The organism is Cellulomonas humilata (assembly GCF_030814415.1).
Lineage (GTDB): Bacteria > Actinomycetota > Actinomycetes > Actinomycetales > Cellulomonadaceae > Cellulomonas > Cellulomonas humilata_A.
Genome location: NZ_JAUSVB010000001.1, coordinates 613,772 through 633,651 on the forward strand (window position 1 = coordinate 613,772; position 19,880 = coordinate 633,651).

Annotated in this window: 17 protein-coding genes; 8 read left to right on the plus strand and 9 right to left on the minus strand. The window is 73.5% G+C overall.

Annotated features, from left to right (window positions below; all coding sequences use genetic code 11):
* Nucleotides 1–83: 83 nt before the first annotated feature.
* Both J2X26_RS02735 and J2X26_RS02740 read left to right on the plus strand, forming a co-directional pair.
* A complete protein-coding gene (locus J2X26_RS02735) occupies nt 84–4,220 on the plus strand; it encodes a S8 family serine peptidase (protein ID WP_307489619.1) in 4,137 nt (1,378 codons plus the stop codon).
* Between the two features lie 160 nt (nt 4,221–4,380).
* A complete protein-coding gene (locus tag J2X26_RS02740; protein WP_307489620.1) occupies nt 4,381–4,893 on the plus strand; it encodes a DUF3806 domain-containing protein in 513 nt (170 codons plus the stop codon).
* Between the two features lie 17 nt (nt 4,894–4,910).
* Here J2X26_RS02740 and J2X26_RS02745 read toward each other — a convergent pair whose 3' ends face one another.
* Entirely contained in the window at nt 4,911–5,393 is a 483-nt protein-coding gene (locus J2X26_RS02745) for a ribonuclease H family protein (protein ID WP_307489622.1), read from the minus strand.
* A 113-nt stretch (nt 5,394–5,506) separates the two neighbouring features.
* Between J2X26_RS02745 and J2X26_RS02750 the strand changes: the two genes are divergently transcribed.
* The gene (locus J2X26_RS02750) at nt 5,507–6,025 is read left to right on the plus strand and encodes a hypothetical protein (RefSeq protein ID WP_307489624.1); all 519 of its coding nucleotides are present in this window, start codon (nt 5,507–5,509) and stop codon (nt 6,023–6,025) included.
* A 4-nt stretch (nt 6,026–6,029) separates the two neighbouring features.
* Here J2X26_RS02750 and J2X26_RS02755 read toward each other — a convergent pair whose 3' ends face one another.
* From J2X26_RS02755 to J2X26_RS02785, 7 genes are all read right to left on the minus strand, one after another.
* On the minus strand, nt 6,030–6,581 hold the full coding sequence (locus tag J2X26_RS02755) for a DoxX family protein (RefSeq protein ID WP_307489626.1): 552 nt from the start codon (nt 6,579–6,581) through the stop codon (nt 6,030–6,032).
* A 168-nt stretch (nt 6,582–6,749) separates the two neighbouring features.
* On the minus strand, nt 6,750–7,700 hold the full coding sequence (locus tag J2X26_RS02760) for a 5'-3' exonuclease (RefSeq protein ID WP_307489628.1): 951 nt from the start codon (nt 7,698–7,700) through the stop codon (nt 6,750–6,752).
* 167 nt (nt 7,701–7,867) lie between these two features.
* A complete protein-coding gene (locus tag J2X26_RS02765) occupies nt 7,868–9,328 on the minus strand; it encodes a hypothetical protein (RefSeq protein WP_307489629.1) in 1,461 nt (486 codons plus the stop codon).
* 166 nt (nt 9,329–9,494) lie between these two features.
* Nucleotides 9,495–10,070, minus strand: coding sequence for an RNA polymerase sigma factor (locus J2X26_RS02770; protein WP_307489631.1), 576 nt, complete (start codon nt 10,068–10,070; stop codon nt 9,495–9,497).
* Between the two features lie 88 nt (nt 10,071–10,158).
* A complete protein-coding gene (locus J2X26_RS02775; RefSeq protein ID WP_307489633.1) occupies nt 10,159–11,769 on the minus strand; it encodes a chromosome partitioning protein in 1,611 nt (536 codons plus the stop codon).
* 198 nt (nt 11,770–11,967) lie between these two features.
* Nucleotides 11,968–12,408 (minus strand): ATP-binding protein, encoded by a 441-nt coding sequence (locus tag J2X26_RS02780; RefSeq protein ID WP_307489634.1) that lies wholly within the window; start codon nt 12,406–12,408, stop codon nt 11,968–11,970.
* 78 nt (nt 12,409–12,486) lie between these two features.
* Nucleotides 12,487–12,849, minus strand: a complete 363-nt coding sequence (locus tag J2X26_RS02785) for a VOC family protein (protein ID WP_307489635.1) — start codon at nt 12,847–12,849, stop codon at nt 12,487–12,489.
* Between the two features lie 228 nt (nt 12,850–13,077).
* Between J2X26_RS02785 and J2X26_RS02790 the strand changes: the two genes are divergently transcribed.
* From J2X26_RS02790 to J2X26_RS02805, 4 genes are read left to right on the plus strand one after another with little or no spacing between them, the layout of a single operon-like run.
* On the plus strand, nt 13,078–13,365 hold the full coding sequence (locus J2X26_RS02790; protein WP_307489637.1) for a hypothetical protein: 288 nt from the start codon (nt 13,078–13,080) through the stop codon (nt 13,363–13,365).
* A complete protein-coding gene (locus J2X26_RS02795) occupies nt 13,362–16,259 on the plus strand; it encodes a helix-turn-helix transcriptional regulator (protein WP_307489639.1) in 2,898 nt (965 codons plus the stop codon). The genes J2X26_RS02790 and J2X26_RS02795 overlap by 4 nt, the downstream gene beginning before the upstream one ends.
* A 39-nt stretch (nt 16,260–16,298) precedes the next feature.
* A complete protein-coding gene (locus J2X26_RS02800; RefSeq protein ID WP_307489641.1) occupies nt 16,299–17,369 on the plus strand; it encodes a DNA polymerase domain-containing protein in 1,071 nt (356 codons plus the stop codon).
* Nucleotides 17,353–18,780: a DHA2 family efflux MFS transporter permease subunit gene (locus J2X26_RS02805; RefSeq protein WP_307489643.1), complete on the plus strand. Its 1,428-nt coding sequence runs from the start codon at nt 17,353–17,355 to the stop codon at nt 18,778–18,780. Before J2X26_RS02800 ends, J2X26_RS02805 begins: the two co-directional genes overlap by 17 nt.
* Nucleotides 18,781–18,784: 4 nt before the next feature.
* On the opposite strand, the gene J2X26_RS02810 is transcribed toward J2X26_RS02805, so the two are convergent.
* Nucleotides 18,785–19,648 carry a M15 family metallopeptidase gene (locus tag J2X26_RS02810; protein WP_307489644.1) on the minus strand — a complete coding sequence of 288 codons (864 nt, stop codon included), beginning with the start codon at nt 19,646–19,648 and terminating at the stop codon, nt 18,785–18,787.
* Here J2X26_RS02810 and J2X26_RS02815 point away from each other — a divergent pair.
* Nucleotides 19,640–19,837, plus strand: coding sequence for a hypothetical protein (locus J2X26_RS02815; protein ID WP_307489646.1), 198 nt, complete (start codon nt 19,640–19,642; stop codon nt 19,835–19,837). The two genes, J2X26_RS02810 and J2X26_RS02815, sit on opposite strands and share 9 nt — an antisense overlap.
* The last annotated feature ends 43 nt before the right edge of the window (nt 19,838–19,880 follow it).

Genomic DNA, 19,880 nt, shown 5'->3' on the forward strand with positions numbered 1-19,880 from the left:
TGCACCGGGCGTACGCCAGTTTGTGACTACCGTCACGCACGGGTGCACGCATGTCGATCCTCCTCGAAGCCAGGGATGCGCACATGCCACGTCGACCCGTCCTCGCCGCCGTCACCGCCTTGTCCGTCGCGGTCACCACCGCGTTACTCGGCGCCGGCGGCGCCTCGGCGGCACCGCCGCCGACGGATCGCCCGACCGCAGGCAACCCGAGGGCGATCGAGGGGCGGCTCGACAGCAAGCTGGCGAGCGACCTGGTCGACGCGAGCGGCACGGTCACCGCGTTCGTCCAGCTGGACGCGAAGTCCGGCAGCGACGTGACGGCCGACGGCGGCACCCCCGCCGAGGTCAAGGAGGCAGCAGCCGACACAGAGGCGCTCGCCGACGAGGTCGTCCCGCAGCAGGCCACCGCCCGCTCGGCCGCCTCCGCCGCACCGAAGCAGATCGCGACGCTCACCAACCTCGTCGCGGGCACGCTGGTCACCGGCGACGCCGCACAGGTCCGCGCGCTGGCCGACTCCACCGACGTTGTCGCCATCTACCGCGTCACTCCGAAGACCGCCACGAACGCGCACAACGTCGAGTTCACGCGCGCGCTGAAGGTGTGGCAGGACACCGGCCAGACCGGCGAGGGCGTCCGCATCGGCGTGATCGACACCGGTCTCGACTACACGCACGCCGACTTCGGCGGCCCCGGCACGGTCGAGGCGTACGAGCAGGCCTACGGCACGGACGGCTCCGCACCGGTCCAGGCGGGCCTCTACGACCCGGCCAAGTTCATCGGCGGGTACGACTTCGCCGGCGCCCTGTACAGCGCGAGCGACGACATCGAGGGCGCGAGCCCCGTCCCGACGCCCGACGAGAACCCCATCGACGGCACGTACCTCTCGGATAACGTCGGCCACGGCACCCACGTCTCCGGCACCGCCGCCGGCTATGGCGTCCTGCCCGAGGGCACCACGTTCGAGGGTGACTACAGCGGCCTGACCGACGTCTCCGACTGGCTCGTCGGCCCCGGCACCGCACCCGGCGCGGGGATCTTCGCGCTCAAGGTGTTCGGTGACATCGGCGGCTCGACCAACCTGACGTCGCTCGCCCTCGACCGCGCCGCCGACCCGAACGCTGACGGCGACCTGAGCGACCGGCTCGACGTGGTCAACATGTCGCTCGGGAGCGACGGCTCCCCCGCCGACGACCCGGACAACCTGCTGATCGACGCGCTCACCGCGCTCGGCACCGTCATGGTGATCTCGTCCGGCAACGCCGGTGACATCACCGACATCGGGGGCAGCCCGGGCAACGCCGCGAGCGCCCTGACCGTCGCGAACTCCGTCGGCGCCCCGCAGACCTACGACGGCGTCGAGGTCACCGCGGCCGCCGACCCGGCCCTCGTCGGCGTCCACTCCGGCCAGAACTCGGTCGCGTACGGCGGAGCGGACGTCACCGCACCTGTCGGCAACCCCGGCGCCAACTTCGACGGCTGCACCGCGTTCACCGCAGCCCAGGCCGCCGCCGTCGCCGGCAAGGTCGCCTACCTCTGGTGGAACGACGACGACACGGCCCGCCGCTGCGGCTCGGTCGTCCGGTTCAACAACGCGACGGCCGCCGGTGCGGTCGGCGTGCTGCTGCCCACGGAGCTGACCCCGTTCCCGGCCGGCATCTCCGGCAACGCCGCCATCCCCGGCTTCCAGATGACGGCCTCGACGACGGACCGGCTGCTCCCGGAGATCCAGGCCGGCACCCTGACGGTCCACATCGGCCCCGGCCTCGCCGGCACGGTCGTCGAGGACATCGCCGGCGACATGCTCAACGGCGGCTCGTCGCGCGGCGTGCACGGCTCCCTCGGCCACGGCAAGCCTGACGTCGCCGCTCCCGGCACGCAGATCCTGTCCGCCGCCTCGGGTGCCGGCAACCAGCCGAACTCCCTGTCCGGCACCTCGATGTCGAGCCCGCACGTCGCGGGCATCGCCGCCCTGGTCCGCGCGGCCCACCCCAGCTGGGAGGCCGAGCAGGTCAAGGCCGCCGTGGTGAACACCGCCACGCACGACATCTGGACCGGCCCCGGCGGCACGGGCAAGGCGTACGGCCCCGAGCGGGTCGGTTCCGGTCGGGTCGACGCGTTCGACGCGGTCAACACCAACGTCATCGCCTACAACACGCAGAACCCCGAGCAGACCTCGGTCACCTGGGGCGTCGTCCCGGTGGGTGCCACCACGGTCGTCGCCAAGAAGACCGTCACGGTGAAGAACTTCGGCACGACGAGCCAGCGGTACACCACCTCGGTGTCGAGCTCGTCGAAGGCCGGTGGCGCCGCCATCACGGCCACCCCGGCGTCGATCACCCTCGCACCCGGGAAGTCCGCGGTCGTCACCCTGACCCTCACGGCCGACCCGGCCACGCTCCAGCGTCAGCTCGACCCGACGTCGGCCGCAGTCCAGGCAGGTATCCCCCGCGAGTACGTGTCCGAGGTCTCGGGCCGCCTGGTCCTGACCTCCGGCTCGACGAGCCTGCGGGTCCCGCTGCAGGCGGCACCGCGACTGGTCTCCGACCTCACGGCCTCCCCGGTCGCGTTCGCCGACGCCGCAGCGGCGACGGCGGACCTCGCGATCTCGGGCCGCGGTCTGGCCTCCGGTGGCTGGTACTCGCTGACCACGCCGCTGATCCTCGGCGCCACGAGCCCCAAGCTCGAGGACGTCCCGGGGTTCGTCACGTCGCCGTCGGCCACCGCCGCCGGTGACATCCGGTACGTCGGCTGGGCGTCCACGGCACCGGCGGTCGCCGCGGCCGGTGGCGACCCGACCACAGGCCTGCTCGGCGTCGGCATCGCGACCGACGGCGAGTGGGCCACGCTGGGCCGCTCCGTCTTCCCCGTCATCGACATCGACATCGACGGTGACGGCGCGTACGACCTGGAGACGGTGGTCCAGAAGTACAACGACGACGCCGACGTCACCATCGCGGCGACGTTCGACTACGACACGGGCGAGAACCTCGACGTCCAGCTCATCAACGGGTTCTCCGGGAGCATCGAGTCCGGCGTGTTCGACAACAACGTCCTCGTCGCCCCGATCGGGCTCGACTGGGCCGGTATCCCCGTCGGGTCCACCCCGACGATCTCCGTCTACACCGCGTCCTCGTACGCGGCAGCGGACTCCGGCGTCCTGGACACGGCCGAGTCGTTCACGGTGAACCCGTACGACCCGCCGTTCTGGTTCGAGAACGACATCGACGGCTCGTTCTCCACGCTCGGCGACGACGGGGTCACCATCCCGGTGCACAAGGGCACGGGCGCGGCCGACGGGAAGCTGCTGGTGTTCCAGCACCAGAACGCCGACCCGGTCTCGCGGGTGCAGGTGGTCGACGTCACGGTCCCGGCGGCGACGCCGACGACCACGACGCTCGCGGTCACGGGTGGCAAGAAGGCCGGCCAGGAGCTCACGCTCACGGCCACCGTCGCCCCGGCGGAGGCCACCGGCACGGTGTCGTTCCTCGACGGGCAGACCGAGATCGGCTCGTCGGCCGTCACGGCCGGCAAGGCGACCGCGAAGGTCAAGCTGGGTGCCGGTGCGCACTCGCTGAGCGCGACCTTCACCCCGGACAGCGGGCTCTTCGCGCCGTCCACGTCGGCGGTCGTCCCGGTCGACATCAAGAAGTCCGGTTCCACGTCGGCTCTGACGCTGTCGAAGAACTCGGCCCCGTTCGGGACCGTCACGACGGCCACGGTCGTCGTCACCGGCGCGTCGGCGGCACCGACCGGCACGGTCGAGATCAAGGAGAAGGGCAAGGTGCTCGGCTCCGGCGAGCTCGTCGTCAACGGCCTCAAGGGCACCGCGAACATCGCCCTCCCGGCGGACCTCGCCGCCGGGACGCACCAGCTGACCGCGGTCTACGCGGGCAGTGCGGACGTCACGGGCTCGCAGACCCAGCGGTCGTACCGGGTGACCCCCGCGACGACGACGGCGACGCTCACGGCGGACTCGTGGACCGTGCCGAAGGGCGGGAAGGCGAAGGTCACCATCGCGCTCTCGGGCGCTCCGGTGCCCACCGGCTCGGTGACGTTCACGGTGGGTCTGCAGCGGGTGGCCACCGTGCCGCTCGCCAACGGCACGGCCACGGTGACCCTGCCGGCCGCGCAGCGGTCGAACGTCGTGATCGCGTACTACACCGGGGGCGGCGGCTACCTGCCGACGGTCGCAGCGCACACGCTGACCGTGCAGCGCTGAGCCTCCGGCTCATGTGACGCGGGCCGCGTCGACCTCCGGGTCGGCGCGGCCCTCGTCGCTCCCCTCCGGCTCGGTTGCCCGCGAGGACCGTGAGCGCCGACCGGGCGACGCGACAGATCTCAGGTTCAAGCGCCGGGCCGCCGGCGTCGATAGGAGAGGCATGGGATTGTTCAGACGCGCAGCGAGGCCGTCCGACGGACAGGTGGTACCGCACCCCCACGCGCCCGCCGACGAGAGCCGTTCGGTCCAGGTCGAGCCGCTGAACGCCGCCGAGCAGGTCTGGGCCGCACAGCACCGCGAGATCATCTCCGGTCTGTGCTCCGGCACCGTCGACACGCAGACGCTGGGCGACCTCTTCGACCGCGTCCAGGCGATCTGGCTGCAGTCCGACGAGCGCGACCGCACCGACCCCGAGTCGCTGGTGCACGCGTTCGGCGTCTCCCTCGGTGACCTCGTCGCGCAGCGCGTTCCAGGGCTCCTGTGGGGCTCGGCCCGCAACGACGGCGTCCCCGAGCTGGTCCTGACCCACCCGCAGGTCGACCTGGTCGTGTTCCCGGTCGCCGCCGTCGCCAAGTCGTGGGGCGAGGCACCCGTCGGCTGGGTGGCCGAGTACGTCGAGGAGGCGTCGGGCGGCGCCCTCGAGATCATCGCCGGGGCGCACCAGCCGCACTGAGCACACCGGCTCAGCTCCTAGAAGAGGACGTCCGGCTCAGGCTGCAGGATGGCCACCGGTACAGGGCCGTCGTCCCGGACGCCGCGGGCGGCGATGCCCGCGAGCTCGTCGGCACGCTCGTTGAACTCGTCCCCGCGGTGCCCGCGCACCCAGACGAACGTGACCGGCCCGGGCCGGTCGGCGATGGCGGCCTCGATGGACTGGATCAGGGCGAGGTTCTGCACGGGCCCGCCGGCGGCCGTCCGCCACCCCTTGCGCTTCCACCCGGCCACCCACACGGACGCGCACTTGATGGCGTACTGCGAGTCGGCCTGGATCACCAGGGGCTGGTCGCCGGGGTGCGAGCGGATCGCCTCGAGCACCGCCATGAGCTCCGCGATCTGGTTGGTGCCCGACGGGTGGCCCCCGCTGGCGCTGGAGCCGTCGTGGTTGGCCCACGCCCACCCGATGGCGCCGCCGGGGTTGCGCAGGCAGGAGCCGTCGGTGCTGACCGTGATCACGGACAGTGATTCTGCCGTGCTCCGCACCACGGGGCGACCACCGCACTCGCCCGAACGGGGTCATTCGGTACACCGCCGCTCACGTCCGCGGCGGGATCGACCGATGTGTCCGCATGACGACGTTCGACGACACGGACCTCTTCTCCGAGGCGTTCCACGACTTCCGCAGCGTCGGGAGCTCGCGCCGCCGTCCGGCGCTCGTGACACCCGTCGTGATGGTGGCGGCCGCGCTGCTGGTGGCCGCGGGCTTCGTGTGGGCCAGGGGTGGCCCGCTGGTCGCCGACACCACCGTCGACGCGTCCACGCTGCTGCCCCAGTTCGCCGCCGGTCAGACGTCCCAGGACCGGTTGACGTCGGACGAGCTGGGCGACCTGCGCGTCGACGCGCGCACCACCCGGTTCCTCACCGAGACGTCCACGGGCATGCACTACGCCGCCGTGGGGACCTCGGGCAAGCTCTGCGTGATCACCGTCCAGCCGGGCGAGCTGTCGGCGATCAGCTGTGCGCCGCCCACGTCGACCGCGCGCGTCGCCGTCGACGACACCCTGCTCGTGGTCGCGTCGTCGGGGCCCGTCCCCGCCGCCGCGAGCGGCTGGCGTGAGGCGGGCCCCGACGTCTTCGTGAACGACTGAGGACTCACTCAGGCAGCCGGAGACGCGCACCGAGCGCGGCGGCACCGATGACCGCACCCGCGCACGCGAGCACGATGTCCTTCAGCACGTACTGAGCCGTGAGGGTCGGGCCGCCGGCCGGGAACAGCTCGCCGTAGAAGAGCACCAGCGGCGACATGATGCCGACGAGCGCTCCGGCGAGGATCACCAGGCCCGTGCGCAGGAACAGCCCGGTGACCAGGGTCAGTCCGACGACGGTCTCCAGGATCGCGGTCAGCAGCAGCGCGGCGGTCGGGCCGACGAGCCCGAACGTCAGCGTGCCGATGGTCCGCTCGGCCAGCTCCGCCGCCGGGCTCATGCCGGGGAAGAACTTCAGGATGCCGAAGCCGAGGAACACCAGTCCGAGGCTGATCCGCAGCGCCGTGATGGAGTGCCGGGCCAGGATCGTCGCGAGGCCCGAGACCGCGCGGTCGACCACGGTCGGGATCGGCGCCGCGTGGCGGACGAGGGTGTTGCTCGGGACAGGGGCCGAGGTTCCGGCGACGGGTCGTGCGGTCTTCGTGGGGGCGGAGTGCATGGTCGTGCCTTTCCGGTCAGCACCCGCGGTCGGGGTGCACGCCGGCGTCGTCCCCGGCTGGACGTAGCTACCGGTCGGTAACTACGTCACAGCAGGAGGACAGGCGTCCATGTCTGATACGCCCGACTTCCACCCGTTCGGCGCAGTTCACCCGTCCGAGTGACCGTGTCAGCCCAGCGCGAGGGCGTCCACCACGCGCTTCACGCTCGACACCAGACCCCACCTCTCCGCCAGCGCGACCAGCCCGTCGGCGTCCGCGACGACGTGCGGCAGCCGGTCGTCGACGTCTCCCACGGGCGCGTCGGGAGCCACCCGGACGACCTCCGGAGCGACCGTCAGGTACGCCGCCGACTCCACCAGACGCTTCTTCTGCGTCGCCGTCAGCCCGGGGTCGCCGGCGTCGCGCGCGGCCAGGATCCCCACCAGCGAGCCGTAGCGGTGGATCAGCTGCGCGGCCGTCTTCTCCCCGATCCCCGGCACCCCCGGCAGGCCGTCGCTCGGGTCGCCGCGCAGCACGGCCATGTCCGCGTACGCCGGTCCCGACGGGACCCCGTACTTCTCCTTCAGCACGGCCTGGTCGATGGCCATGAGGTCCCGGATGCCACGGATCGTGTAGAGCACCCGCACCGGGATCGTGTCGTCGACCAGCTGGAACAGGTCCCGGTCCCCCGTGATGACCTCGACCGGGGCCGGGTTCTCCTTCGCCACCTCGCGTGCGACCAGGGTGCCGATGACGTCGTCCGCCTCGTAGCCCGGGACACCGATCCGCGTGATGCCGAGCGCCGCGAGCACCTCCACGATGATCGGGACCTGCGGCGCCAGGGTGTCCGGGACCTCCTCGGCGCCGGTGGTGCCGGGCACCTCGACCGCCACCCGGTGCGCCTTGTACGACGGGATCGCGTCCACCCGGAACTGCGGGCGCCAGTCGTCGTCCCAGCACATGACCAGCCGCGTCGGCCGGTGGGCGGTGACCAGGGTCGCGATCATGTCCAGCAACCCGCGGACCGCGTTGACCGGGGTTCCGTCCGGCGCCTTCACCGAGTCGGGGACCCCGAAGTACGCCCGGAAGTAGAGCGAGGCGGTGTCCAGCAGGAGCAGCTTCTCGGAGCGTTCAGCCATGGCCCCGAGTCTGTCAGTCAGCGTCGCCGGCCGAGAACGCCATGAGTCACGGAATGCGGGCTGACAACGCGACCCATGGCGTTCTCGACGGTGAGATCCCGGCAGGACGAAGTCCGGTCGACGTCCCTCCGACGTCGGCCGGCCTTCGTGCTGGTCTCCGGGAGGCGTCAGCCCACCGCGGAGAAGTCCAGCTGGTCGTCGACCACCGCGATCACGCTCCACGTGACCCCGTCCGCGTCGGCGAGCTCGTACGTCGGAACCAGCACCGACGCACCCGTCGGCAGCGTCGTCAGCGCGACCCCGAGGCGGGCCGAGACGAGCGTGACCTGCTGCACCGGCCACGCCAGCGGGCTGCCGGCGGTCGGCGTCGCGGGGACGGTCGGCTCGGTCGGCACGGACGAGACGGAGTCGTCGGCCCGCATGCCCTCGGCCGCCAGCGGCATCACGCCACCGCCGCCCGAGGCACCGAACCGCGGGTCGCCCAGCCGGGCCACGGCCTCCGTCGGACTGACGACGTCGTAGCTGCCCAGCGCGACCAGCGGCGCCAGCGGCGCGTACAGCGACTGCACCCCGTCGGCGACGAGCGTGACGTTGGCCGTGACCCCGGTCTGCTGGCCATCGAGGACCTGGCTGGCAGTCACGTTGGTCACCTGCGGGCTCCCGGGGTCGGTCGACGCCGTGAACTGGTAGCCGGCGGGGTCGACACCGACGGACGACAGCGCGTCCCTCGCCTGCGCGACCGCCGCGTCACCCGTCGGGGCGTTCCCCGAGGTCGCGCAGTCCGCCGGCGGGTCGACGATCCCCGGCTCCGGCACCGCGACGCTGCCCTCGGCCGTTCCGCCCAGGTCGGGCTCGACGATCTCGTCCGGCGCCGACCGCACGCAGTTCCACGGGTCACGCGTCGGGTCGTAGTAGGACAGGCTCGCGAGGCCGTCCGGCGACAGCGACACCGACGCACCCGAGCCGTCGTTGGGGCCGACCGTCCACGTGCCGTACTCGAGCCGCGGCTGCCCGGACACCCCGAGCGCCGCAGCCGCCGCGGCCGCCGCCGCCTCGGACCAGGAACCCGCCGCGTCGAAGCCCCACGCGTCACCCGCGCCGCCCTCGGTCGACAGCCCGCTCGCCGTGAACACGGTCCGGCCGCCCCACCACGGGTACATCATCTTGGCGTCCGCGGCCAGGCCGGCCCCGCTGCCGGCCATCGACGCGACCTCGGGCGCCGCGGCGTCCCGCGCAGCTCCGTCGTCCAGCGTGATCGCCGGCGCGGCCGTGATCGTCTCCGGGGCGCTGTTCAGCCCGTACGCGTAGCTGCCGCCGCCGATGACGGCCACGCCCGCGACCACGGCCGCGACCTGCAGCCAGCGCGGTGCACGGCGGGCGCGACGAGCCGCGAGCTCGTCCCCCGGCGCCGTGACGGCGACCCCGGTCCGGTCGGACACCGCCGCGTACAGCGCGGGCAGGTTGGGGTCGGCGCCCGCGGCCGGGTCCGCCGCCTGCAGCCGCGCGAACGCGACGTCGTCGGCACCCTCGGGCGCGGTGCTCGATGCTGCGACGCCCTCAGGTGCCATGTCAGGGGTGGCGTCCGGGGTGCTGCCGGCTGCCTTCTCGTGCTCGGTGCGGTCGTCCACGGTCGTGCCTCCTGGTTCGGGGTTGCCCTCTACCCCTCCTGTGTCCCGACCACCCCACCCCTTGCATCCACGCATCGACGAGCGGCGCGTCGGCGACGAGGTCGGTGGTTCGAGCGGCCGAGCTCGGCTTGGAGTGCCGAGCTCGGCACTCGGCCGGTCAGGCGGGTCAGGCCTCGGCCGACGCCCAGGCGTCGCGGAGGCGGGCGCGGGCGCGGCTCAGGGCCGCGTCGGCGCCGCCGCGGCCGATGTCGAGCACCTGGGCCAGCGCGTCACCCGACAGGCCCTCCCACGCGTTCAGCAGCAGGATCTCGCGGTCGCGCGGGCTCAGCGCGCCCAGCACCTCGCGGACGCGCTCCTCCTGGATCGCGCGGACGGCCGGGTCGTCGGAGTCGACCTCGTCGGGCACGTCGCCGACCGGGATCGGGCGTCCCTTGCGTCGGTGGTTGGCGACGACGAACCCCGCGGTGCGGTACAGCCAGGGCAGCTCGGCACCGTCCGGCACGTCGGCGCGACGGCGCCACGCGACCGTGAGGACGTCGGCCGCGAGGTCCTCGGCCTCGTCGCGACCCGCGCGTCGGACCATGAACCGGTGCACGGCGGTGGCGTGCTGCCGGACGAGCGCCTCGAACCAGAGGGCGTCATGCGTGGTGTCCGAAGCGCCCGTGGGCTCGTCGGTCGGCGTCGGGTCGCCGGGCGCGAGGGCGGTCTCGCTGTCCGGCGTGCTCGGTGTCGGCGACGGCACGGTGCTCCCAGGATGGTGTCGGACGAAGGCCTACACCTGCACTCTGTCGCGACGGCCCGGGATCTTGCACGCACCTGCTCGCGAGTTGTCAGAGGCCGTCGGCGACCACCGCGGTGACGCGCAGCCAGGCGTCGCGCGTCGTCGTGCTCAGCGCGTCGTAGTCGATGGGCCCGCCGGCGACCAGCGCCTTGTCGTGCGGGACGTCGAGGACGGCCCGGGTGAGGGCACCGAAGTGGGACCGGAGCCGCTTCTGCAGATCCTTGTCGACCTTCGGCTCCGGGGCGGACAGGACGGTGACCGCGCGCCGGACGGCTTCGTCGTGCCCGGTGGCGCGCAGCGCGTCGAGCGCCCAGGCAGCCGACTGCGCGGTGTCCTCGCGCACGGTGGAGACGACGACGATCTGGTCGGCGGCGCCGACGGCGGCCTGCCAGTTCGAGGCCCGCATGTTGTTGCCGGTGTCGATGACGAGGACCCGGTAGAAGCGGGAGAGCACCTGGTGCAGCGACGTGAAGGAGTCGGCGTCGACGGACGACGCCGACGCGGAGTTCTCGTCGGACGCCAGGACGTCGAACTGCTCGCTGGGCTGCGTCCGGACGAATCCGTCGAGGTCCCCGATGCGGACGGTGCCCGCGGTCCCGAGCGCCGGCAGGGCGTTCAGGAGGTCGACGGCCGTGCGGGTGTGGTCGGCGTGCGAGGAGCGCCACCCGAGGGTCCCGCGCGTCTCGTTGTTGTCCCACGCGAGCGTGTACCCGCCGCGCTGGAGGCCGAACGTCGCCGCCAGCAGCATGGTGGCGGTCGTCTTGTGGGCGCCGCCCTTGGGGTTGATGATCACGATCGTCTTGGGGCCGTCCAGTGTCCGCCGCACGGAGGCCGAGGCGATGCGTCGGCGACGCTCGTCGCGCCCCGGCCCCGGGGAGATCCCGCCGAACGTGAGCCGACGGACACCGGCCCGCCAGCCGTGCTCCGCCGGTCCCCCGGCCGCCGCGGGGTGCCGCGCGGCGAGGAGGTCGTCGAGGGTCGGGAGCGGCTGGGCCGGTCCCGGCGGGGGCGTGGTCAACCGGTCACCGGTGAGCCCGGCGCCGCTCTCCGGGGCCGACGCGGCCGCGGGTTCCGGTGCACGGGCGGTCGTCGCGCGCGTCGCCGCCGGTCCGCGGGTCGTCGCCGTCGGTGTCGGGCTGCTCGCCGGACCGGGCGCTGCCGGGGGGACGGCCGCGGTCGGCGGTGCCGGCGCCGCGACGGGCGGAGGAGTCGGAGGGGCGGTCAGGGACACGGTTGCCGGCAGGGTCGGCGGCCGGTCCGAGCTCGCGGCGTCGGGCGCCGCAGGACGAGCACCGTCCGGGGCGGCGGGCTTCGCTTCCGTGTCGTCGGAGGATTCGGGGGTCGGCTCGTCCGGGGCGTCCGGCTGGTCGTCCAGCGCGCCCGGCGCCTCGTCGACCAGTCCGTCGGCGTGGATCAGCAGCGACCAGACCCCGTCGGGGTCGCGCACCTGGACGGGCACTGGCCGCCCGACCGACTCCGCCAGCTCGGCGATGCGGGTCGTGATGGCGGCCCCCGCCTCGGCGAGGTTCGCCATCCGCACCCGCTCGACGACGCCGTCGATCGAGATCTCGCCGGTGCCGTCCTCGCGCACCTCGGCGCGGATGTCGGGCAGTCGGGTCGTCGTCGTCGACGCGTTCTTCCCGTCGGTGCCGTCACTCATGGTGTGGTTGCCCCTCGCTCCCAGTCGTCCGCCCCCGAAACTACGCCGCGCAGGCCGCGCGTGCATCGTGGAACCGCAGGCCAGGGCAGTACGAATGGTTCCGCGAGGCCGTCCGGGCGCCCCTGAGCAGGGCGTGACGGGCCGGTGCGTGAGATCCGGCACCTCCGGACATCCCGGGCGTGTCGATGCGCCTCGCGCTCACTCGTCGGTGCGGACCTCGAACCAGACCGTCTTACCGTCGGGATGGACCTGCGTGCCCCAGGCCGACGACAGCGCCTCGACGAGCGCCAGGCCGCGGCCGCTCGGGGCGGTCGGCTCGGGGTGCCCAACGGTCGGGGTACCGCCTCCGGTGTCACGGACACCGACCCGGACCACCTCACCGTCGATCCGCACCTGGACGCGCACCGCACCCGCATCGGGACCGTGCACGACCGCGTTGGACACCAGCTCGCCCGTGAGCAGCTCGACCACCTGGTTGGACGCCCCGCCGATCCCGGCACCGGCGATGGTCTGCATCACCCAGTGCCGCGCGGCTCGGGGGGCGGAGCGCTCGGCGTCGACGACGAGCTCGTCGTCGATGACCTGTGCGTCTCGACGACGCGCACTCTTCGCACTCCGGAGGTCTCGCACATCGCCCACCCGCCCAGCCTGCCCGACCTGGTCCGTTCCTGCTTGGGTGGACCGTCGACGCGTCCGGGTGAACAGACGTGCGCAGAGTCAGCCGAGCTGCACGAGACCGACCAGGTTGCCCTCGGAGTCACGGACGAACGCGTGCCACTCGTCGGTGCCGGCGGGGCCGAGCGTGTCGTCCTCGTGGCGGAAGATCACGTGCGGCTCGGACTCCACGACGACACCCTGCCCGCGCAGCCGCTCGACCGTGGCGGCGACGTCGTCCACCCGCAGGTAGAGCAGGGCGGCGGGTGCGCCGATGTCGAGCAGCAGCCGGACGCCGTCGAGGTCGAAGAACAGGAGGCCCGGCGGGTCGAACCGCGCGCTCGGCGGCCGTCCGAGCAGGTCGGTGTAGAACGCGGCGGCGCGGTCGAGGTCCTCCGCGTGCTGGGCGACCTGCACGAGTCCCATGTCCCCATCGTGCACCGCATCGCGTGCCAGGTCACGGGCGGATCTGAGGTACCTCAGACGATCCTCACGCCACCTCAGACGCCAGGTGCCCCCGCTCAGGTCATCCTCAGCGCCACATGTCGCGCAGGACCCGTCGACCGCCCGATCCGGTGACCGCCCCCTCACGACGAGAGTCGTCCTTGTCAACGAGAGCCGGGCAGATCGTCCGGCGTACATGAGGAGGACACCATGGCTGACTTCTGGGGACCTGGCCTCGACGCCGAGCTCGCCTACCGTCACGAGCGCCTGTTCACGGCGCTGCGCAACACCCCGTACGGGGACGCGCACGACCAGCGCGGCGGGGAGCACGACGACCTGCTCGCGGCGACCACGCACGAGCCGGGCTCGGCGTCGGCACTCGCGGCGACCGCCCGTCCGGACGGCTCGCTGCGTCCCGTCCAGCCCACGCACCCTTTGGTGAGTGCGGCGCGTGGGTGGCTGCTGCGAGGATCGGAGTCATGGCACGTGGCTCGATGAGCACACCCTTCGTCGCCCGCGCGCAGCAGGTGGACCAGCTCACGCTGGCACTGCAGCGCGCGGGCGTCGGCGAGCCCGCGACGGTGCTGATCGGCGCCGACGCGGGGGTCGGCAAGACCCGCCTCCTGCGGCACGTCGCGGAGCTGGCGGACGCGGCCGGTGCGCGGGTCGTCGTGGCGCACTGCGTCGACCTCGGAGAGATCGGCCTGCCCTACCTGCCGTTCGCCGAGGCGCTGTCCCAGCTGTACGCGCTCGACCCCGAGGCGGTCGGCGCGGTGGTCGCCAACCGGCCCGCGCTCGCGCGGCTGCTGCCGGGCCCGTCCGGCTCGAGCGGAGCCCCGGACGACCAGTCGAACCGGCTCCAGCTGTTCGACGGCCTGGTCGAGGTGCTCGGCGCGGTCGGCCGCCCGGGCCACCCGCTCCTTCTCGTGCTCGAGGACCTGCACTGGGCGGACGCCTCCAGCCGGGACGTGCTGCGCTTCCTCGTCTCGCGGCTGCGGGACCAGAACCTGCTCGTGGTCGCCAGCTACCGCACGGACGACATGCACCGGCGCCACCCGTGGCGGCCCGTCGCCACGGAGCTGAGCCGGCACCCCCGGGTCGAGCGGCTCGACCTGTCGCCGTTCACGGACGACGAGCTGCGGGAGTTCACCACCGCCCTGAGCGGCACTCCTCTGACGGAGTCCACGCTGCGCCGGGTCATCGACCGGTCCGAGGGCAACGCGTACTTCGCGGAGGAGCTCCTGGAGGCCGGTGCCGAGGCGGACGAGCTGCCGTGGTCGCTGGCCGACGTCCTGCGCGCGCGCCTCGAGCTGCTCGACCCATCGGTCCAGCGCCTCGCCCGCATCGCGTCCGCGGCCGGGCGCCGGGTGTCCGAGCCGTTGCTTCGGGCCGCTGTCGCCGCCGACGGGGACCCGCAGCTGACCGCCCCCGGCGCGGTGGACGCCACGCTGCGCGAGGCCGTCGCGCACCACGTCCTGGTCGGCGAGGACGAGCTGATCGCGTTCCGGCACGCCCTGCTGGCCGAGGCTGTGTACGCCGACCTGCTGCCCGGGGAGCAGTCGTCGCTGCACCGCGCGTACCTGCGAGTCCTCCGGGACGACCCCGCGCTCGGGCCGTCGTCGCAGCTGGCCTCGCACGCCCTGCGGGCCCCGGACCTGCCCACGGCGCTGCGGGCGTCGCTCGACGCGGCCGACCAGGCGCACGAGGTGCTCGCGCCAGCGGAGGAGCTGCGGCACCTGGAGGTCGTCCTGCGGATCTGGGAGGCGGTCCCGGAGGTCACGACGGCCCTCGACTCCGACCACATCCACGTCCTCGTCGCCGCCGCGGCGGCCGCGAGCCGGGCCGGGCAGGTCGACCGTGCCGTCCAACTCGCGCGCGCCTCCGTGGAGGAGACCGCGTCCGACGTCCCCCGCCAGGCCAGCCTCCGGACCAGCCTCGCGCGGTACCTGCTGGGCGTGGAGAGCGTGCACGACGCGCTGGAGCAGTCGTCGCGGGCGCTCGCCGACCTCCCCGACACCCCGACACCGGCCCGCGCGTGGGCGCTGGCCACCTATGCACGCGGTGCCCTCAACGCGGACCTCGACGACGAGGCCGTGGCGAGCGCGACCCAGGCCGTGGAGCTGGCGCGCGAGATCGGGGCAGCCGACGCCGAGTCCGACGCCCTGACCACGCTCGCGGTGCTCGTGGTGGACGACGAGCACCGTGCCGCCGAGCTGCTGCGGACGGCGCTCGCCCGCGCCCGCGAGGCCTGCGACTACGCCACCGAGCTGCGCACCATGTACAACCTGGCGAGCAACCGCTATTACGCCGGTGACCTCGAGGGAGCCACGCAGGTCACCGCCGACGGAGTCGAGCGGGCCAAGTCGCTGGGCATGACGTGGAGCGTCTACGGGGTCGAGCTCCACATGTTCACGCAGCTCATCGGGTACGTGTCGGGCAACCTGACCCCGGCCACGATCGGCGCAGTCCCGGACGAGCTGGCCGACACTCTGGTCGCGTTCAGCCTGTACGCGGCCGTGGCCCGCGGGGACACCGACGCGGCCGAGCGCGGTCACGCCCTGGAGCCCAACTGGTCACGCGACGGGCTCATCGCGCTGGTCGCCGGCGGCTGCACCGTCGACGCCCACACGTGGCGGGGGCAGCTCGACGAGGCCGTCGCGCTTGCGCTGCGCCTGCTCGAGCACCTGTGGCGAGCGTGGTCGGACTACTTCCTGGGCGGCATCTGGCTGGTCGCGCTGGCGATGAGCGCCCTCGCCGACGCGGCCGGGCAGGAACGGCTCCTGGGCCGGGACGTGTCGGAGCGGGTGGCGCTGGGCGACAGGCTGCTGGAGCGCGCGAAGACGACCGCCGAACGCGGTCGGCCGCGCGGCGGGCGGCTGGGCCCGGAGGGGCGGGCGTGGCTGGCGCGTGCCCACGCCGAGCACTCGCGGCTCACCGGGGTCAACGACGTCGAGCTGTGGCGGGCGACCGTCGCGGAGTTCGACTACGGGTACCGCTACGAGGTGGCGCGCAGCCGGTTCCGGCTCGCCGAGGCGCTCCTGGAGGCCGGCGACCGCGACGCCGCGCGCCAGGAGGCCGGTCTCGCGCTGGCGGACGCGGAGGCGATGGGCGCCGTCCCGCTGGCAACGGCCGTCCGAGGGCTCGCGCGACGCGGCCGGCTGGACCTGCCCGGTGTCAGGGTGGGCGGTGTCGACGTGCTGACCGCCCGCGAGGCCGAGGTGCTCGCCCTCGTCGCGCAAGGGCTGTCCAACCGGCAGATCGGGGAGAAGCTCTTCATCTCCGCCAAGACGGTTTCCGTGCACATCTCCAACCTGCTGGCCAAGCTCGGCGTCTCGGGCCGCGCGGAGGCCGTGTCAGTCGCGCACCAGCGGGGACTGATCGGTGCGGGCTGACCTGGGCAGGGATCAAGCCCAGCCCTTAGGTTGAGCAGCATGTCCCCGTCGAAGACCCCCGCGGTCGAGCTCGAGGTGCGCGGCCGGACCGTCCGGGTCAGCAGCCCGGACAAGATCTACTTCGCGGAGCGCGGGCTCACCAAGCTCGACGTCGTCCAGTACTTCGTGTCCGTCGGCGACGGCATCCTCGGTGCCCTGCTGGACCGGCCGACCACGTTGGAACGCTGGCCGAAGGGTGTCTTCGAGGGCGCCAAGCTGGCCACCCGGATGGACTCCACGGGCGACGCGTTCTACCAGAAGCGCGTCCCGCAGGGTGCCCCGGAGTACGTGAAGACAGCCCGGATCGCATTCCCCAGCGGTCGCACGGCCGACGAGGTCGCGCCCAGCGAGCTGGCCGTCGTCGCGTGGGCCGCCAACCTGGGCACGCTGACGTTCCACCCGTGGCCGGTGCTCGGCGACGACGTCGAGTCCCCCGACCAGCTGCGCATCGACCTGGACCCGCAGCCCGGCACCGACTTCGACGACGCCGCCCGCGTGGCGCCCCACGTGCGGGAGCTCCTGGCGGAGCACGGTCTGGAGGGCACCCCGAAGACGTCCGGCGGGCGCGGCATCCACGTCTTCGTCCCCATCGAGCCGCGCTGGTCGTTCGTCGAGGCCCGCCGGGCCACCATCGCGTTCGGCCGGGAGCTGGAGCGGCGGATGCCCGCCCAGGTCACCATGAAGTGGTGGAAGGAGGAGCGCGGCCAGAAGATCTTCGTCGACTACAACCAGATGGCCCGCGACCGCACCATCGCCTCGGCGTACTCGATCCGCACCAACCCCCGGGCCACGGTCTCGGCGCCGCTGCGCTGGGACGAGGTGGCCGACGTCCACCCGAACGACTTCGACGTCACGACGATGCCGGCCCGGTTCGCCGAGGTCGGCGACCTGTTCGCGGCGCTCGTCGGGCACGCGGCCCCGCGGGGCTCGATCGAGTCGCTGCTGGAGCTGGCCGAGCGGCAGGAGCTCGAGGAGGGCCAGGGCGACCTGCCGTACCCGCCCGAGTACCCGAAGATGCCGGGCGAGCCCAAGCGCGTGCAGCCGAGCAAGGACCGTGACCGCCCCCGCTGAGCCCGCGGGCGCCATCGTCTACGCCTCCGCCCGGGGGCGCTGGATCCTGTTCGCGACGGTCCTCGGGTCCGCCATCGCGTTCATCGACGCCACCGTGGTGACGATCGCGCTCCCCACGATCGCCGAGGACCTCGGCGCCAGCACCGCCGACCTGCAGTGGACCGTGAACGCCTACGCCCTGACGCTGGCGGCGTTCCTGCTGCTGGGCGGCTCGCTCGGGGACCGGTTCGGCCGGCGCCGGGTGTTCCTGGTCGGGGTCGTCTGGTTCGCCGTCGCGTCGCTGCTGTGCGCCGTGGCACCGACGATCGGGGTGCTCAACGCCGCCCGGGCGTTCCAGGGGGTCGGCGGAGCGCTGCTGACGCCGGGGTCGCTGGCCATCATCCAGGCGACGTTCAGCGGGACGGACCGCGGGCGCGCGATCGGTGCCTGGTCCGGTCTGGGAGGCATCGCGGGGGCGGTCGCGCCGTTCCTCGGCGGCTGGATCGTCGAGGTCACCACCTGGCGGTGGATCTTCGGCATCAACCTGCCGCTCGCTGCGGTCGTCGTGTGGGTCTCGGTGCGGCACGTGCCGGAGAGCGCGGACCCGACGGCCGTCAAGAAGCTCGACATCGCCGGCACGGTCCTGGGCGCCCTCGGCCTGGCCGGCCTGACGTACGGCTTCACGATCTGGACCGAGCGCGGCACCCCGGACGCCCTGGTGGTGGGCAGCCTGGTGTTCGGCGTCCTCGCCATGGTCGCGTTCGTCGTCGTCGAGTCCCGCGCGACCGCTCCCCTGCTGCCGCCGAAGCTGTTCCGGTGGCGGCCGTTCGCCGGCACCAACGCCGCCACGCTGCTGATCTATGCGGCGATCTCGGGCCTGTTCTTCTTCCTCGTCGTGACCCTGCAGGTGGTCGCCGGCTACTCCCCGCTCGCCGCCGGCCTGGCCCCGCTCCCCGTCACCGTGCTCATGCTGCTGCTGTCCCCGCGCGCGGGTGCACTGAGCACGATCATGGGCCCGAAGATCCCGATGACCGTCGGCCCGCTGGTGTGCGCCGTCGGTGCAGTCATGCTCGCCGGGATCGGCCCCGACTCCCCCTACCTGACGCACGTCCTGCCGGGGGTCGTCGTCTTCGGCCTCGGCCTGTCGGCGACCGTCGCACCGCTCACGACGACCGCGCTGGCGTCCGCGCCCGACCACCTGGCCGGCGTGGCCAGCGGGGTGAACAACGCCGTCGCCCGCGTGGCCGGCCTCCTCGCCATCGCGGTGCTGCCGCTCGTCGCCGGTGTCGGGTCGTCGCTCACCGACCCCGCGGCCCTGGAGTCGGCCAACAGCGTCGCGATGTTCGCCTGCGCCGGCCTGCTGGCGGGCGGCGCGGTGATCTCGCTGCTCACGGTGCCGTCGAGCGCCGACGCGGTCCGGCCGACAACCTGAGGGGTCAGCCGCGGTACTCGAAGTGCCAGTACTCCGGGTTCGAGCCGTTGCGGCCCGCCCACGACGGGGACGCCCACCCGTACGCGGGACCGTTGCTCACCAGCCAGTCGCGCTGCGGGGTGTCCCAGCCGTACTCGCACGGGAGCTCGGGCAGGTCGAGCGCCAGCCCGGTGCCGTGCGACGACGTGCCCGGCTTCGCGGCGACCGACCCGAGCGCCGCCCGCATCGCCACCTGCGTGTCGTAGTCGCGGTAGGTGAGGTCGAGGTCGAGGGAGTGCCCGAACTGCGCGCGGAACGCGGTGTTCAGGCGCTCCAGAGCGGCGGCCGCCGCGTTCGTCAGGTAGTACGGCGTGCCGTGCGGGTCGACGTCCCACGAGATCGCGGTGAGCGCCTCGGGCGGCAGCTTGCCGTTCGAGCCGTCGCCGCCGGCCGTGGCGGGCGACGTGTAGAACGGCGGGCCGCTGTAGGTGGTGCCGCACGAGGGGGCCGCGGCACCGGCGGCCGGTTTCGCCGCCTGCTTCGTGGTCGCCCGCGGTGCCGCGGCAGCAGCAGCAGCCTCGGCCTGCAGCCACGCCTCGTGCGCGGCGGCCACCGCGGAGTCGGCGGCGGCGAGGGCGGCGGTCTGCACGCGGAGTGCCGTGGCGCTGCGAGCGCCCGTCGTACCTGTTGTCGCTGCCGGGTCGGTCGCTGCTGCCGGGTCCGTGGCGGCGAGCGTCGCGTCGGCGTCGGCCAGGGTCGTGGCGAGCGCCTGCCGGACCATCTCGTCGGCGACGCCGCCCTCCGTCGTCACGAGCGTGCCGCGTGCGTGCTCGGCGGCGGCAGCGAGCGCGGCGCGGGCGTCGGCGCGGACCGTGGCGGCGTGGACCACGGCGGCGTCGGCGGCCTGCGCCTGGAGTGCGTCGGCGTCGCGCACCAGCGCCTCGAGAGCCTCGGCGGCGCGTTCCTGCGTCGCGGCCTGCTCGGCGGCGACGCGATCCTCGCGCTCCGTCCACGCCCACGCTCCACCAGCACCGCCGACCACGAGGACGGCGGCGACGACAGCGACGATGCTGCGTGAGGGTCGGCGGATGGGCGTTCTCCAGTGCGTGCGACGGTTCGAT

Coding starts and splice junctions, on each gene's coding strand:
- J2X26_RS02735 (WP_307489619.1), top strand. CDS start 84: ATGCCACGTCGACCCGTCCTCGCCGCCGTCACCGCCTTGTCCGTCGCG.
- J2X26_RS02740 (WP_307489620.1), top strand. CDS start 4,381: ATGGGATTGTTCAGACGCGCAGCGAGGCCGTCCGACGGACAGGTGGTA.
- J2X26_RS02750 (WP_307489624.1), top strand. CDS start 5,507: ATGACGACGTTCGACGACACGGACCTCTTCTCCGAGGCGTTCCACGAC.
- J2X26_RS02755 (WP_307489626.1), bottom strand. CDS start 6,581: ATGCACTCCGCCCCCACGAAGACCGCACGACCCGTCGCCGGAACCTCG.
- J2X26_RS02760 (WP_307489628.1), bottom strand. CDS start 7,700: ATGGCTGAACGCTCCGAGAAGCTGCTCCTGCTGGACACCGCCTCGCTC.
- J2X26_RS02775 (WP_307489633.1), bottom strand. CDS start 11,769: ATGAGTGACGGCACCGACGGGAAGAACGCGTCGACGACGACGACCCGA.
- J2X26_RS02785 (WP_307489635.1), bottom strand. CDS start 12,849: ATGGGACTCGTGCAGGTCGCCCAGCACGCGGAGGACCTCGACCGCGCC.
- J2X26_RS02790 (WP_307489637.1), top strand. CDS start 13,078: ATGGCTGACTTCTGGGGACCTGGCCTCGACGCCGAGCTCGCCTACCGT.
- J2X26_RS02795 (WP_307489639.1), top strand. CDS start 13,362: ATGAGCACACCCTTCGTCGCCCGCGCGCAGCAGGTGGACCAGCTCACG.
- J2X26_RS02800 (WP_307489641.1), top strand. CDS start 16,299: ATGTCCCCGTCGAAGACCCCCGCGGTCGAGCTCGAGGTGCGCGGCCGG.